Origin of the sequence: Serratia sp. FS14 (assembly GCF_000695995.1) — a bacterium.
GTDB lineage: Bacteria > Pseudomonadota > Gammaproteobacteria > Enterobacterales > Enterobacteriaceae > Serratia > Serratia nematodiphila.
Genome location: NZ_CP005927.1, coordinates 674215 through 689568, shown reverse-complemented (window position 1 = coordinate 689568; position 15354 = coordinate 674215). Strand labels below are relative to the sequence as shown.

12 protein-coding genes are annotated in these 15354 nt (G+C 62.2%); 4 read left to right on the top strand and 8 right to left on the bottom strand.

Features of this window, described 5'->3' with window-relative positions:
* Window positions 1–91: 91 nt before the first annotated feature.
* The 4 genes from L085_RS03240 to malT all read right to left on the bottom strand — a co-directional run bounded on the left by L085_RS03240 (window position 92) and on the right by malT (window position 5033).
* Window positions 92–850, bottom strand: coding sequence for a DeoR/GlpR family transcriptional regulator (locus L085_RS03240; RefSeq protein ID WP_004930797.1), 759 nt, complete (start codon window positions 848–850; stop codon window positions 92–94).
* A gap of 51 nt (window positions 851–901) precedes the next feature.
* Window positions 902–1738: a rhomboid family intramembrane serine protease GlpG gene (glpG, locus tag L085_RS03235; RefSeq protein ID WP_015379321.1), complete on the bottom strand. Its 837-nt coding sequence runs from the start codon at window positions 1736–1738 to the stop codon at window positions 902–904.
* A 171-nt stretch (window positions 1739–1909) separates the two neighbouring features.
* Window positions 1910–2236: a thiosulfate sulfurtransferase GlpE gene (gene glpE / locus L085_RS03230; protein ID WP_004930790.1), complete on the bottom strand. Its 327-nt coding sequence runs from the start codon at window positions 2234–2236 to the stop codon at window positions 1910–1912.
* Between the two features lie 82 nt (window positions 2237–2318).
* Window positions 2319–5033, bottom strand: a complete 2715-nt coding sequence (gene malT / locus L085_RS03225) for an HTH-type transcriptional regulator MalT (RefSeq protein WP_044030020.1) — start codon at window positions 5031–5033, stop codon at window positions 2319–2321.
* 460 nt (window positions 5034–5493) lie between these two features.
* Between malT and malP the strand changes: the two genes are divergently transcribed.
* Both malP and malQ read left to right on the top strand, forming a co-directional pair.
* The gene (gene malP / locus L085_RS03220) at window positions 5494–7899 is read left to right on the top strand and encodes a maltodextrin phosphorylase (protein WP_044030019.1); all 2406 of its coding nucleotides are present in this window, start codon (window positions 5494–5496) and stop codon (window positions 7897–7899) included.
* Window positions 7900–7908: 9 nt separating this feature from the next.
* A complete protein-coding gene (gene malQ, locus L085_RS03215; RefSeq protein WP_044030017.1) occupies window positions 7909–9999 on the top strand; it encodes a 4-alpha-glucanotransferase in 2091 nt (696 codons plus the stop codon).
* A gap of 69 nt (window positions 10000–10068) precedes the next feature.
* Here malQ and nfuA read toward each other — a convergent pair whose 3' ends face one another.
* Window positions 10069–10644 (bottom strand): Fe-S biogenesis protein NfuA, encoded by a 576-nt coding sequence (gene nfuA, locus L085_RS03210; protein ID WP_004930777.1) that lies wholly within the window; start codon window positions 10642–10644, stop codon window positions 10069–10071.
* A gap of 58 nt (window positions 10645–10702) precedes the next feature.
* Window positions 10703–11386 carry a DNA utilization protein GntX gene (gene gntX / locus L085_RS03205; protein WP_044030015.1) on the bottom strand — a complete coding sequence of 228 codons (684 nt, stop codon included), beginning with the start codon at window positions 11384–11386 and terminating at the stop codon, window positions 10703–10705.
* 40 nt (window positions 11387–11426) lie between these two features.
* Between gntX and bioH the strand changes: the two genes are divergently transcribed.
* A complete protein-coding gene (bioH, locus tag L085_RS03200; protein WP_044030014.1) occupies window positions 11427–12197 on the top strand; it encodes a pimeloyl-ACP methyl ester esterase BioH in 771 nt (256 codons plus the stop codon).
* A 270-nt stretch (window positions 12198–12467) separates the two neighbouring features.
* Window positions 12468–12752, top strand: coding sequence for a YdgH/BhsA/McbA-like domain containing protein (locus L085_RS03195; protein ID WP_004930765.1), 285 nt, complete (start codon window positions 12468–12470; stop codon window positions 12750–12752).
* 44 nt (window positions 12753–12796) lie between these two features.
* Here L085_RS03195 and L085_RS03190 read toward each other — a convergent pair whose 3' ends face one another.
* Together L085_RS03190 and feoB are read right to left on the bottom strand one after the other, a co-directional pair.
* Entirely contained in the window at window positions 12797–13036 is a 240-nt protein-coding gene (locus L085_RS03190) for a FeoC-like transcriptional regulator (protein ID WP_004930758.1), read from the bottom strand.
* Complete coding sequence (gene feoB / locus L085_RS03185) at window positions 13036–15351, bottom strand: Fe(2+) transporter permease subunit FeoB (protein ID WP_044030013.1); 2316 nt, start codon at window positions 15349–15351, stop codon at window positions 13036–13038. Before feoB ends, L085_RS03190 begins: the two co-directional genes overlap by 1 nt.
* Between the last annotated feature and the right edge of the window lie 3 nt (window positions 15352–15354).

Here is a 15354-nt window from a genome sequence, read left to right as displayed (position 1 = left end):
TGGATATGGCGCGGGCGCGCAAACGGCTATCGGTGAGGAGGGCTAAAGGGATGAAACGGGGCGGCGGCGCGCCCCGCGGGTTAAGGCCGGATCAGCACAGCTCCAGCTGAACGTCGTACTGTTCGATGATTTTCATCACGCTCGGCGGCGGCAGCTGGTCGGTAAACAGGTAGTCGATCAGGTTCATGTTGCCCAGGTTGACCATGGCGTTGCGGCCGAATTTGGAATGGTCGGTCACCAGCATCACACAGCGGGAATTTTCGATAATCGCGCGTTTGGTGCGCACTTCGTGATAGTCGAATTCGAGCAGCGAGCCGTCCATATCGATGCCGCTGATACCGAGAATGCCGTAATCGAGGCGGAATTGGGAGATGAAGTCCAGCGTGGCTTCACCCATGATGCCGCCGTCGCGGGTGCGCACTTCGCCGCCGGCCAGGATCAGGCGGAAGTCTTCTTTGGCGGTCAACAGGGTGGCGACGTTGAGGTTGTTGGTGACCACGCGCAGGTTCTTGTGGTTCATCAGCGCATGGGCCACCGCCTCCGGCGTGGTGCCGATATCGATGAACAGCGTGGCGCCGTCCGGGATCTGGCTGGCGACGCGCTGCGCGATGCGGGCTTTCTCTTCCGACCACATCACCTTGCGATCGTTATAGGCAGCGTTGACCGAGCTGGAAGGCAGCGCCGCGCCGCCGTGGTGACGCTGGATCTTGTTCTGGTCGGCCAGGTCATTCAAATCGCGGCGAATCGTTTGCGGGCTGACGTCAAAATGTTCGACCAGCTCTTCCGTGCTGACGTAACCCTGCAGGCGCACCAGCTCGATAATTGCGTCATGACGCTGTGTTTGCTTCACGATAATCCCCTAAAACGCCCGCTATGCCCATTGGGGCATAGCTCCCGGCTGTTATTGTTCGTTGTGTGCGCGATGACGCGTATCCCAAAATGCCATCAATAACCCTAACACTAAACCGGCTATGTGTGCCGCGTTGGCGATCGACATTCCTAAAATATCGAAATATCCGGCCACCAGCCACAGCACCGAGAACACCATCAGGCCGCGCGGCAGCATCAGGCCGCGCTCCGGCGCCCGTTCGCCCGACAGCCAGACATAGCCCATCAGCGCATAGACCACGCCCGACAGCCCGCCGAACAGCGCGCCGCTGAACAGCGATTGCGCCCAGCCGCTGAAGAACGCCGACACCACCGCCAGCACGAACAGCTTGCCGGCGCCGAGGCGTTTTTCCATCTGGCCGCCGAGATACCACCACCACATCAGGTTAAACAGGATATGCAGCAGGGAGAAATGCAGGAACGCATGGCTGACCCAGCGCCACAGCTGGGTGTATTGGCTGCTGTCCTGCGGCCAGGAGAGCCAGTACATCACGGTATCGTCGCCCAGCGCCTGCATCAGAATATAGACCGCGATGCACAGCACCATCACGCCGAGCGTCAGCGGCCCGGCCTTGCTGCGCAGGGTGTGCAGGTAGGATTCGCTCTGATAATGCAGGCCGGCGTCGGTATGGCCGGTCTGCCAGCTGGCGGCCTGATAACGGCGGTTGAGCGGATCGGCCAGAAACTGCTGCAGCTCGTGTTGCACCTGCTCGAGGTGACCGTCGTCGGCCAGCCAGATTTCCGCCGCCTCGCCGCTGTTGCGCAGCTCAAGCCGGATGCCCTGGGTCGCCATATAGTCGACAAAGGCCAGCGCCAGGCGCGGGTTGGATATGGCGATTACTCTAACCATTGCTCTTCCGTCGTAAGTGAATGATTTTGGCCGCGGCTTGCTCGCCGGCGACCCTGACGGCCGATTATAACGTCGAAATCCTGAGCGCTGGCAAACGGATCTGCGAAAAACCCGCGAAAACGCGCATAAAAACGAAGGGGAAGCCCGCCGACGCACGGCGGGCGGCGGGGATCAGGCAGAGGTTTCCACGTCTTGCGGATACTGGCGGGCCCAGGCTTCGAAGCCGCCGTCGATACTGTAGACCGCGTCGAACCCCTGGTGCAGCAGGTACTGCGCCGCGCTGCGGCTGCTGTTGCCGTGGTAGCACATCACCATCACCGGCCGCTCGAAGTCGTTTTGTTGCATAAAGGCCGACAGGGTGGCGTTGGTGAGGTGAAAGGCGCCCGGCGTATGCCCGGCTTCAAAACTTTGCGGATCGCGGATGTCGACCAGGGCGGCGCTGCCCTCTTTCCAGCGGGTGTACGCCTGCTCAACGTTGATCGCTTCGAACTGTTCCATACTGCTGACTGCCTCGTAATAGGGGGACGCCGCTATTGTAACCAACTCTGCGGCGTTTAAGACCAGAGGGATATCAGGGTTTTTACGCGCCGTACCCCATCATTTTCAGCAGTTGCTGCGCCTGCTGCACCGCCTCCTGGCGATGAGCCACGCCCAGTTTCTGATACAGGTTGCGGATGTGCGTCTTGATGGTGGTGGCCGCCACATCCAGCTCACCGGCGATCTGGTCGTTGCTGTAACCGGAATAGATCAGCCCCAGCACCTGCCATTCGCGTTGGGTCAGCGGGCTGGTGCGGATCAGTTCCGGCACCTGCGGGTGGGTCAGCAGCTTATCGACGAAGTTCTCGTCAAAATGCGCGAACTTGTGCCGATGATGCTGGTTGATGTCGCGCAAGATACGCTGGGCGCGATGCTGTTCCAGCTCCGGCAGCGTGTTGAGCTGGATCAGCTGGCGCAGCTGCTGCGCCATCGCTTCGCCCTCGATGACGAAGTGGCTGATAAAGCCGGTGCGGTTGGCCAGCGACAGCGCTTCGATCAGCGCCTGCTGCGCTTCGCCCTTGCGCTCTTGCAGCCAGTAGAGCTGGTTGCTGAGCAGCAGATTGCGGTTGAGATCGCTCACCAGCCGCAGGCGACGGGCATTTTCGTTCAGTTCATCCAGCACCACGCCGGCCTCTTCATACTGGCCGAGCAGGATCTGCACTCGCGCGATGTTGCGCCATTGGCCCTGCGTGAAGTGGTTGTCCGCCATGCCGGGCTTTTCGGTGTGGCGCAGCCACTGGGCGGCGGCGGCGGTGTCGCCGGTCATCTGCCAGTGGATCACCCGCGACTTGTCGGTGTTGGTCAGCCAGTCGCGATGATAGTGGGCGCCGTGCAGCAGGGTTTCGCAGCGCTGCAGATGGGTATTGGCGTTGTCCAGATCGCCGCGCGCCAGCGAGCATTTGGCCAACATGGCGATGCACTGCAGCTGCTGCTGCGGTTGGTAGTTGGCCAGAATTTTCAGCCCGGCGCGCGCCGCGTCTTCCGCTTCGTCCAACCGCGACCACGACCACAGGATCTGGGCGCGGATGCGCAGCAGAAATTCGTGCATCGGCAGCTGTTCCAGGTGCTGCTCGCGGATCAGTTCGAACGCCTTATCCTGGGTTTCGTAAGCGGCCTGCAGGAAGCCTTGGGCGATAAGGATTTCGCTTTGCTGCAGCAGCGCCCAGAGCGCGTAATGGTTCGCCTGATGGCGACGCGCCATCTGCTCGGTTTGCTGCATCATCGGCAGCGCGCGCGCCAGTTCGCCCTTGCAGTGGTGCACTTCGCCGGTCACCGAGGTGGCGACGATGCGGCTGTAGTAGCTGGACAGCGGCAGGAATTTCAACGCTTCGGTCGCCAGCCGCTCGGCTTCTTCCGGTTTGCCGGCGTTGATCGCCACCTGGGCGCGCAAGGCGTCGAACTCGGCGTGCAGCGTTTGGTCTATCTCGATTTTCTGTTCGCGCATGGTGCGCTCGGCGCGCTCCAGCAGGGTGTTGACCTCGCTGTAGCGGTGCTGGCTCTGCGCCAGCCAGGCCTGCAGCAGCGCCAGCTTGGGGTTTTGGATCAGGCGCTCATACGGCAGCGCGTTGAGGCACTCCTCCAGCAAGGCCAGTTCGCTGTGGTGGAACAGCGACCAGGCGTGTTGCAGCAGGATATCGCGCAGCATGCTGACGTCGCTGGCCGCCAGCGCGTGGTGAATGGCCTCCGCCGGATACCCCAGCGCCAGCCAGCCTTCGGCGGCGGCGCGGTGCAACCCCGGCAGCTCCAGCGCCAGTTCCCACTGGCAACGCTGGCGCAGGAAAGAGGCGAACAGCGGGTGGAAGTTGAACCATTCGCCGGTGTCGTCCATGCGGTGGATAAACAGCCCCTGGCGCTCCAGCTCCTCCAGCCGTTGCTGGCCGTTGTCTTCGCCGGTCAGCCGCACGATCAGCGCGTCGTTCATCGAGCGCAACACCGAACAGCGCAGCAGGAAGGCGCGCGCATCGCCATCGACGTGGTCCAGCACTTCGTCCACCAGATAGTCGGACAGGTGACTGGCGTTCAGCCCCGCCAGCCGCTTGGCCGACAGCTGAGCCGATGAGGCGGATTGGCGGGCCGACAGCGCGATCAGCTGCAGCGCGGTGGCCCAGCCTTCGACTTCGTCGCACAGGCGGCTGCTGTCCTGCTGTTCCATCGGCGCCGCCAGGCGGCAATCGAAGAACTGTTTGGCTTCCTGATGGGTGAACGCCAGCTGCTGCGTGCCCATTTCCAGCAGCTGATCGCGCACCCGCAGGTTGGCGATGCCGAGCGGCGGCAGAGTGCGCGAGAGCAGGATCAGCGTCAGGTTTTCCGGCTGATGGCGCAGGAAAAAGCGCATGGCTTCATGGATGGCGTCGTTGGTGATCAGGTGGTAGTCGTCGATCACCAGGTACAGCGGCTGATGCCAGTCGGCCAGCTCGATAAACAGTTGGGCGAACAGCGCCGACAGGCTGGCGTACTGGTGTTTCTGGCTCAGCGCCTCGCTCTTGACGCAGCGGCCGCCGCTGGCCTGCTGCAGCGCGGCGATCAGGTAGCTGGCGAAGCGCTCCGGCTGGTTGTCGCTCTCATCCAGGGAATACCAGCCCAGATCGGCCTTGCCGGCCGCCCATTGGGCGATCAGCGTGGTTTTCCCGTATCCCGCCGGGCAATTGACCAGTGTCAGACGATAGTTGCCCGCGCTGGCCAGTTTGGCCAGCAGGCGATCGCGGATCACGGTATTTTGCAGCCGTACCGGGCGGCTCAGTTTTGATGGGATCAGCATAGTATTCCAGGGTATAAATCGCGGTTCCCGCCGGGATTGGAGTGGCGCTAATTATTTTATGGTTCGTAATTAATAGCTCCCCCTAACTTCTGCCAACCCTAAACGTATTGCAACAAGCTTCCGCATCGGCTTGGAGTTAAGTTGCTATCGATCACACTTTTTTACGTTTGGCGTCGGAGTATGGCGATACGGTTGCGGATCGCATTTCCGGCCATGGACAAAACTTCAGCAGCGCGAATACTTGTGCTAACGTCAGGGTTAACGTTCTCAGTGCTCGCCGCACGCGTTGGCGGGCTTTTTTGCATCGTTGCAAGGGAGTCAAAAAGTGCCTGAGATCACAATTCCAGCTACGCCCCAATCCTCCTCCCCAGCTAATCCCCAGGCGGGATGATGCCGTCAGGCTTTCTCACCGGCACGATAGCGGCAATTTGACCCACTTACTGGATAGAGAGTTTTCCTTATGTCACAGCCTACGCTCAAGAAGGATGCTTTTCTGGCGGCGCTCGCCCGTCAGTGGCAACGGTTCGGCCTCAGTTCCGCGCAGCAAATGACGCAACATCAATGGTGGGAAGCCGTCAGTGCGGCGCTGGCCGAGCAACTGGCCGCACAGCCGGCGCCGCGCAAAAGCGCCAAACCGCTGCGTCACGTGAACTACATCTCGATGGAGTTTCTGATCGGTCGGCTGACGGCGAACAACCTGATCAACCTGGGCTGGTACGACACCGTCGAGCAGGCGCTGGCCGAGCAGAACATCAAGCTGGCGGACCTGCTGGAACAGGAAACCGATCCGGCGCTGGGCAACGGCGGGTTGGGGCGGCTGGCGGCCTGTTTCCTCGACTCGATGGCGACGGTGGAACAACCGGCCACCGGCTATGGGCTGAATTATCAGTATGGGCTGTTCCGCCAGTCGTTCCGCGATGGGCAGCAGCAAGAGGCGCCGGATAACTGGCAGCGCAAGAGCTACCCGTGGTTCCGCCACAACGCCGCGCTGGCGGTGGACGTGGGCATCGGCGGCAAGCTGGAAAAGCAGGCCGACGGCCGCGAACTGTGGCGCCCGGCCTTCACCCTGCGCGGCGAAGCCTGGGATCTGCCGGTTCTGGGGTATCGCAACGGCGTGGCGCAGCCGCTGCGTCTGTGGCAGGCGACTCATCAGCATCCGTTCAACCTGAGCGATTTCAACGACGGCAAGTTCCTGCAGGCTGAGAAGCAGGGCGTAGAAGCCGACAAGCTGACCAAGGTGCTCTACCCGAACGACAACCATCAAGCCGGCAAACGCCTGCGCCTGATGCAGCAGTATTTCCAGTGCGCCTGCTCGGTGGCGGATATTTTACGCAAGCACCATCAGGCCGGCCGCAAGATTGAAGAACTGCCGAAGTATGAAGTGATCCAGCTGAACGACACCCACCCGACCATCGCGATTCCGGAAATGCTGCGCATTCTGCTGGACGAGCACCAGTTGGAGTGGGAGGCGGCCTGGGCGATCACCAGCAACACCTTCGCCTATACCAACCACACCCTGATGCCGGAAGCGCTGGAATGCTGGGATGAAAAATTGGTGCGCAACCTGCTGCCGCGCCATTTCTCCATCATCAAACAGATCAACGCCAGGTTCAAAAAGCTGGTGGATAAGCACTGGCCGGGCGACGAGGCGGTGTGGGCCAAACTGGCTGTACACCATGACAAGCAGGTGCGCATGGCCAACCTGTGCGTGGTCAGCGGCTTTGCGGTCAACGGCGTGGCGCAGCTGCATTCGGATCTGGTGGTGAAAGATCTGTTCCCGGAATACCACCAGCTGTGGCCGAATAAATTCCATAACGTCACCAACGGCATCACGCCGCGCCGCTGGCTGAAACAGTGCAACCCGGCGCTGTCGGGCCTGATCGATGAGACGCTGAAGGTGGAGTGGGCGAACGATCTCGACGCGCTGCGCGGGCTGGAGAAATTCGCTGACGACGCGGCGTTCCGCCAGCGTTATCAGCAGATCAAACGCGACAACAAGGTGGCGCTGGCCCAGTACGTGCACGGCGTGATGGGGTTGAAGCTCGACCCGGACGCGATCTTCGACGTGCAGATCAAACGCCTGCACGAGTACAAACGCCAGCACCTGAACCTGCTGCATATCCTGTCGCTGTATCGCCAGCTGCGCGACAACCCGAACCTGGACATCGTGCCGCGCGTGTTCCTGTTCGGCGCCAAGGCGGCGCCGGGTTACTACCTGGCGAAGAACATCATCTACGCCATTAACCAGGCGGCCGAGAAGATCAACAACGATCCGCTGGTGAAGGATCGCCTGAAAGTGGCGTTCATCCCTGACTACCGTGTGTCGGTGGCCGAATTGATGATCCCGGCGGCGGATATCTCCGAACAGATCTCCACCGCCGGCAAAGAGGCCTCCGGCACCGGCAACATGAAGCTGGCGTTGAACGGCGCGCTGACGGTCGGCACGCTGGACGGCGCCAACGTCGAAATCGCCGAGCAGGTGGGCGAAGACAATATCTTTATCTTCGGCAATACCGTGGAGCAGGTGAAGGCGATAGTGGCGAAAGGTTACGATCCGCTCAGCTACCGCAAGAAAGACAAGCACCTGAAGGCGATTCTGGACGAGCTGGCGAGCGGTGCCTTCAGCCACGGCGACAAGCACGCGTTCGACATGATGCTGCACAGCCTGCTGGAAGGCGGCGATCCCTACCTGGTGCTGGCGGACTTTGCCTCGTACTGCCAGGCGCAGCGCCGGGTCGACGAGCTGTATCGCGATCGGGACGAATGGACGCGGCGGACTATCCTTAACACCGCGCGCGTCGGCATGTTCAGCTCGGATCGCTCGATCCGCGATTATCAGCAGCGTATCTGGCAAGCCAAACGTTAAGGAGAGCGAATGGATCGCAAGCGTATCGATCAGGCGGCAGCGCAGGCGGGGATCGCTGCCGATTTTATCAATGCCCACGGCAAGCGGCAGGCGATTGAACCGGAGACCAAGCGCAAGCTGTTGGCAGCCATGAATCGGGCCGATGGCGCGCAGGAAGGCGCGGCGTCGCCGTTACCGGCGGTAAAGGTGTTCTATCAGGGCGCGCCGCTGGCGTTGACCCCGGCGGGTGAAGGCGAGTACCTGTGGGCGCTGCGGCGTGAAGACGGCGAATGCCTGCAGGGGCGCGTCGGCGCGCGCAAGACCCTGACGCTGCCCGGCGATCTGCCGATGGGGTACCACCAATTGACGCTGAGCCAGGGCGAGCAGCAGTGGCCATGCCGAGTGATCGTCGCGCCGAGACGCTGCTTCGAGCCGGACGCCTTGCTGACCGGCAAGAAGCTGTGGGGCGCCTGCGTTCAGCTGTATACGCTGCGTTCCGATCGCAACTGGGGCATCGGCGATTTCGGCGATCTGCGCCTGATGGTGGAGCAGGTGGGGGAACGCGGCGGTGCCTTCGTCGGCCTCAATCCGATCCATGCGCTGTATCCGGCCAACCCGGAGAGCGCCAGCCCCTACAGCCCCTCATCGCGCCGCTGGCTGAATCTGGCGTATATCGACGTCAATGCGGTGGAGGATTTCCAGCGCAGCGACGCGGCGCAGCGCTGGTGGCAGAAGCCGGCGACGCAGAAGCAGCTGGCCAAGGCGCGCGCCGCGGAGTGGGTGGACTACACCGCCGTGATGCAGCTGAAGCTGGCGGCGCTGAAGCTGGCGTTCCCGCTGTTTCAGGCGCGCCAGCCGAACGACGCGCAGCGTCAGGCGTTCGAGCAGTTCGTGGCTGAGGGGGGCGACAGCCTGTATCAGCAGGCGGCGTTTGATGCGCTGCATGCCTATCTGGCGGCCAAAGACGCCAGCCAGTGGGGCTGGCCGGCCTGGCCCGAGCGCTATCGGCAGGGGCAGAGCGACGCGGTGCGGCAGTTCTGCGCCGAACATCAGGACGCGGTCCGCTTTTACCTGTGGCTGCAATGGCTGGCGGCCACGCAGTTCGCACAGTGTTTTGACCAGAGCAGGCAGCAGCAGATGCCGATTGGCCTGTATCGCGATCTGGCGGTCGGGGTGGCGGAAGGCGGGGCGGAAACCTGGTGTGACCGTGAGCTGTACTGCCTGAGAGCGTCGGTCGGGGCACCGCCGGATATTCTGGGGCCGCTGGGGCAAAACTGGGGCCTGCCGCCGATGGATCCGCACGTGATGGCGGCGCGCGGGTATCAGCCGTTCATCGATCTTTTGCGCGCCAACATGACCAGCTGCGGCGCGCTGCGCATCGATCACGTCATGGCGCTGCTGCGGCTGTGGTGGATCCCGTATGGCGAAACCGCCGATCGCGGCGCCTATGTCAAATACCCGGTGGACGATCTGCTGGCGGTGCTGGCGCTGGAAAGCCAGCGCCACCGTTGCATGGTGATCGGCGAGGATCTCGGCACGGTGCCGGTGGAGATCGTCGGCAAGCTGCGCGACAGCGGCGTCTATTCCTACAAAGTGCTCTATTTCGAAAGCGACGGCGAGCACCATTTCCGTGCGCCGCAGGCCTATCCGGTGCAGGCGATGGCGACCATCACCACCCACGATCTGCCGACGCTGCGCGGCTATTGGCAAAGCGACGATCTGACGCTCGGCAATCGGCTGGGCCTTTACCCGGACGCGGAGATCCTGCGGGCGCTGTTCGCCGATCGGGAACGCGCCAAACAGGGGTTGCTGGACGGATTGCATCGTTATGGCTGCGTGCCGCAGAAGGTGGGCAAGAAGGCGGCGCTGCTCGGCATGAGCCCGCTGCTCAACCGCGGCCTGCAGCGCTATGTCGCCGACAGCGCCAGCGCCTTGCTCGGCCTGCAGCCGGAAGACTGGCTGGATATGGCGGATCCGGTCAATATTCCCGGTACCAGCGATCAGTACCCTAACTGGCGGCGCAAGCTGACCCAGACGCTGGAGGAGATGTTCGCCGACCCGCACATAAACCGGCTGCTGAAGGATTTGGACAAGCGGCGCCGCAAGGTGTCGGTGGGCTGAAAACGACAATGCCGGAACGGGTTCCCCCTTCCGGCATTGTGTTATCTACCGTGGCGCGAACGCCGGGTATCAGTAGTAAGAGTGCTCGCCGCGCTGGTGCTCGGTCAAATCACGTACGCCTTTCAGCTCCGGGAATTTCTGCAGCAGCTCTTTCTCAATGCCTTCTTTCAGCGTGACGTCCACCATCGAACAGCCGTTGCAACCGCCGCCGAACTGCAGAATAGCCATGTTGTCGTCGGTGATCTCCATCAGCGTTACGCGGCCGCCGTGGCCCGCCAGCTGCGGGTTGATCTGCGACTGCAGCACGTATTCCACGCGCTCCATCAGCGGTGCGTCGTCATCGACCTTGCGCATCTTGGCGTTCGGCGCCTTCAGCGTCAGCTGAGAACCCAGCTGGTCTGTCACGAAGTCGATTTCGGCGTCTTCCAGATACGGCGCGCTCAGCTCATCGACATAGGCGGACAGTTTGTCGAACTTCAGTTCGGTATCCGTCGCTTCTACCGCGTCCGGCGGGCAATAAGAGACACCGCATTCGGCCGTCGGCGTGCCCGGGTTGATCACGAATACGCGGATTTGGGTGCCTTCTTCTTGATTTGCCAGCAGTTTGGCAAAGTGTTCCTGTGCAGCATCTGTTATACGGATCATAGCATTAGCTCAATAGTTGACTTCTATAGTCGGTTATAATACGCCCATTGCCGTGGCACTACAACGTGCGGCAAACGCACCATATCTGCACCGAAGCGGCGCCTTGCCGCCGCAGCAGCGCCGCGATCGCCGCGACGGTGCTGCCGGTGGTCACCACGTCATCCACCAGGGCGATATGCCGGCCGGCGACCGGCACGGTACAGGCGAACGCGCGCTGCAGATTGCGTCTGCGGGCAGAGGCGCTCAGCCGCTGTTGCAGGGCGGTTTTGCGCACCCGGCGCAAGGCGGCGGGCCGATAGGCGCAGCCCAGCCAGCGCGCCAGCGGCCGGGCCAGCAGATCGCTCTGATTATAGCCACGGCGCCAGCAGCGTGATGCATGCAAGGGTACCGCTAAAATCAGGTCGGGTCTGTTCAGATACTGCTCTCTTCGCGCCTGCTGCCACCGCAGCAGCATCAGGCGCGCCAGCGTCGGCGCCAGCTCGGGCGCGCGGTGGAACTTGAATCTTTTTACCAGTTGGCTGAGCGGCGCAACGTAGTCGCCGACGAACACCAGCCGCTGCCAGGGCGGCGGCCGTTGCAGGCAGCGGCCGCAGGGCATTTGCGTCTCGCCGGTGGGCAATCCGCAGCGCGGGCAACACGGAGGGTTGACCGGCAGATGGCGCAGGCAGCAACTGCAGATGCCATGACGCACCAGGCTCAACGGCTGTCGGCATAGCCAACAGCGGCTGCGGATTGATAGCATAGGGCCTCCGACACGGATAAGCATGAAAGGACAGTAACCAATGACAGCGCTGTACTGGCAAACAATAGGCGAAGGCGAACGCGATCTTGTGCTGCTGCACGGCTGGGGATTGAACGCCGAAGTGTGGAGTTGCATCCAGGCTCGACTGACGCCGCATTTTCGCCTGCATCTGGTCGATCTGCCGGGATACGGCCGCAGCCAGGGGTTCGGCGCCCTGTCGCTGGAGCAGATGACGGATATCGTGCTGGCGGCCGCCCCGCCGCAGGCCTGGTGGCTTGGCTGGTCGCTCGGCGGGCTGGTGGCCAGCCAGGCGGCGCTGATGCAGCCCGGGCGGGTCAAGGGGCTTATCACCGTGGCCTCCTCGCCGTGTTTTGCCGCTCGCGATGCGTGGCCGGGGATCCGCCCGGACGTGCTGAGCGGTTTCCAGCATCAGCTGAGCCTGGATTTCCAGCGCACCGTCGAGCGTTTTCTGGCGCTGCAGACGCTGGGCACCGAGAGCGCGCGTCAGGATGCGCGCCAGCTGAAAGCGGTGGTGCTCAACCAGCCGACGCCGAGCGTCGAAGTATTGAACGGTGGGCTGGAGATCCTGCGCACTGCCGATCTGCGCGCGCCGCTGGCGGAGCTGGATCTGCCGCTGCTGCGGATTTACGGCTATCTGGACGGGCTGGTGCCGCGCAAGGTCGCCGAGCTGCTCGATGCCGCCTGGCCGAACTCCACGTCGCAGATCGTGGCCAAAGCCGCCCATGCGCCGTTTATCTCTCATCCCGATGAATTTGTGACGATGATCGAAGCGTTTATTGCAGCACATTGAATGCAGCGGGAAAACGCACGATAGAGCGCGAAAAAAAACGCTGCCGGGTGGATAAAAGACAAAGCTGTTCAATACTTAGTGAGTCAATGCGTTGGCTGCAAAATGAAAAGACCGCGTGCGGCGCTTTTCATTTTGGCGTTTCGTCTCTGGGAAACGGGCCCCGTCAGGGAAAGCAACGAGGCCTGAGGATGTCGCGGCAGCCTGCGGTACTACGCATGGATTTTTGACGGCTTTCATAACAGATAAATTATCCATTGAGAGGTTAGTGTCATGAAATCATTGAAGATGATTATTGCAGCGGCAGTGCTGGGTTCGGTGTCTTTCGGCTCCATGGCGGCAACCCTGCTGACCAAGGAAGATCTGGATAAGAACCCGGGTAAATACGAGAAGATCGGCACCGTCACCACGACGGCGGAAACCACGTCACCGATGGACGCCAAGGAAGAGCTGTCCAAACTGGCTGACGAAAAGGGCGGTCAATACTACGTGATCCTGGCAGGCCGCGAACACGGTAAATTCAGCGCCATCGCCGAAGTTTACAAAGACAAACAATAAGCCTTGAACGGTAATGGGGCGCCCGTCATTGGCGCCCCTTATCTTCAGGCTTTCAGTCGGTAGAACACCGTGCTGCACCCCTGGCCCTGCGGGCAGCTTTTGCAGCCGCCGCTCAAACAGGCGCCGTCATCCTGTTCGATGCGCTCCACTTTCCCCATCGCCGTCAAACGATCCAGCATCGCCTGCACCAGCGGCAGCGGCGTCGCCAGCGATTGGCTGAGCTGCTGCGCCTGGGCGCTGCCGCGCAGCGCCAGCGCATCGCGCACCTGCAGCAGCCCGGCCATCAGTGACAGTTCCCTTTGGCGCCCTGACAACAGGCCGCCGGCGTGGCGTTGCCCAGGCGCACCGTGACGCGGCTGCGCGCCCGGCGAAGGCCGAACAGCACCAGCAGATTCACCAGCAGCACCGCCAGGATCGCCGTCAGGCTGTACTGCGGATGTTGGTTGAAGGTCGCCGCTTGGTAGAACAGCGTCGCCAGCGAGTAGGCCACGTTCAGCCCCCACAGGATGGAGAATGTCATCCAGCCGCGGCTCGATTCGCGGGCGATGGCGCCCATCACCGAGACGCAGGGCACATACAGCAGCACGAAGATCAGATAGCTGTAGGCGGAGATGCCGGAGCCGAATTTGCTGCTCATCACGCCCATCGAGCCGACGCCCATCTCGCCGTCGCCCTTGCTGGCTTCGATCGGGTTGGACAGCACGCTCAGGCTGAAGGTGTTTTTCAGGCCGTCCCAGGTTTCCTGCAGCGCGCCGCCCAGCTCATCGAGCAGGTTGAAGTTGGCGGCGTCGAACGCCTCTTTGTTGATGTGCTCGGCGGTATACAGCGTATTCAGCGTGCCGACCACCACTTCTTTCGCCATCGCGCCGGTCACCAGGCCGACGGTGGCCTGCCAGTTATCGCGGTGGACGCCCATCGGCTGCAGCAACGGCGTCAGCACCTTGGAAACCGTGGCCAGCGCGGAGTCGTTGATGTTGTCGACCGTTTTGCCGCTGAACGAGAAGCTGTTCAGGCCGCCGATGAATATGCTGGCCACCACGATCACCTTACCGGCGCGCAACACGAAGCCTTTCAACCGCTGCCAGGTTTGCAGCAGCAGGCTTTTCAGGTGCGGCACGTGGTAAACCGGCAGCTCCATCACGAACGGCGAGGCTTCGCCGCGCATGAGGGTGTATTTGAGTACCAGGCCGGTGAGGATCGCCACCGCGATGCCGAGCATGTACAGCGAGAACACCACCCCTGCGCCGTCCTGGCCAAAGAAGGCGGCGGCGAATACCGCGAAGATCGCCAGCCGGGCGCCGCAGGACATGAACGGCGCCATCATGATGGTGATCAGGCGCTCGCGTTGGGCGTCCAGCGTGCGGGCGCCCATGATGGACGGCACGTTGCAGCCGAAACCGACGATCAGCGGCACAAAGGATTTGCCCGGCAGCCCGAGCGCCTGCATCAGGCGATCCATCACGAACGCCGCACGCGCCATGTAGCCGGAGTCTTCCAGGAACGACAGGAACAGGTACATCATGCCGATCTGCGGCACCAGCGGCAGCACGGTGTTGATGCCGCCGCCGACGCCCTGCGCCAGGAAAACGGTCAGCCAGTCGGGGAAGTGCAGGGTGTAGCCGAGCCACTGAATGCCCTGAATGAAGATCGCCGCCGAGCCGATATCGAAGATCGGCTGCAGCGCGCCGCCGATGTTGATCGCCAGCAGGAACATCAGGTACATCACCAACAGGAAGATCGGTACGCCCAGCCAGCGGTTGAGGATCACTTTATCCAGCATGTCGGTCAGGCGGTTGGGCATCGCCTGCTGCGAGTTGCTGACCGCGTCGCTCAGGGTGGCGATAGACTGGTAGCGCGCGTCGGCGATCACCAGCGCCGGGTCTTCTTGCTGCTGCTGTTGCAACGCCTGAATGGCCGCAGGCAGCAGCGCGACGGCGGGACCGGCCAGCCGGTGGCTGTAGATGTCGCCTTCCAGCATCTGCAATGCCAGCCAGCGGCGTTGCACCGCCGGCAGCGTTTGCGGCATGGCATCGCTCAGCGTGGCGACCGCTTTCAACAGCAACGGCGGGTAGTTCACCAGCGCCTGCTGTTCGTTGATGCGATGATTGTCGATCATCTGTTTCAGCACGCCGATACCGTCGGCGCGGGTGGAGATCATCGGCACTACCGGGCAGCCGAGGCGCGCCGACAGCGCGGCGACGTCGATATCGATATGCTGGCTTTTGGCGATGTCGAGCATGTTCAGCGCCACGATGCAGGGAATGCCCAGCTCCAGCAGCTGCAGCGTCAGGTAGAGATTGCGCTCCAGGTTGGAGGCATCGACCACGTTGATCAGCAGATCGGCGTCGCCGCTCAAAATGTAGTGGCAGGCGATCTGCTCATCGAGCGAGGTTTGCTCTGAAATGGTGGTCAGGGAGTAGGTGCCGGGCAAATCGACCAGCCGCACGTCGGACTGCGGGGTAGTGAAATGGCCTTCTTTGCGTTCGACCGTCACGCCCGCCCAGTTGCCGACCCGTTGACGTGCGCCGGTCAGCTGGTTGAACAGCGTGGTTTTGCCGGAGTTCGGGTTACCGATTAAGCCGATGGTGAGTTTTTTCATAGT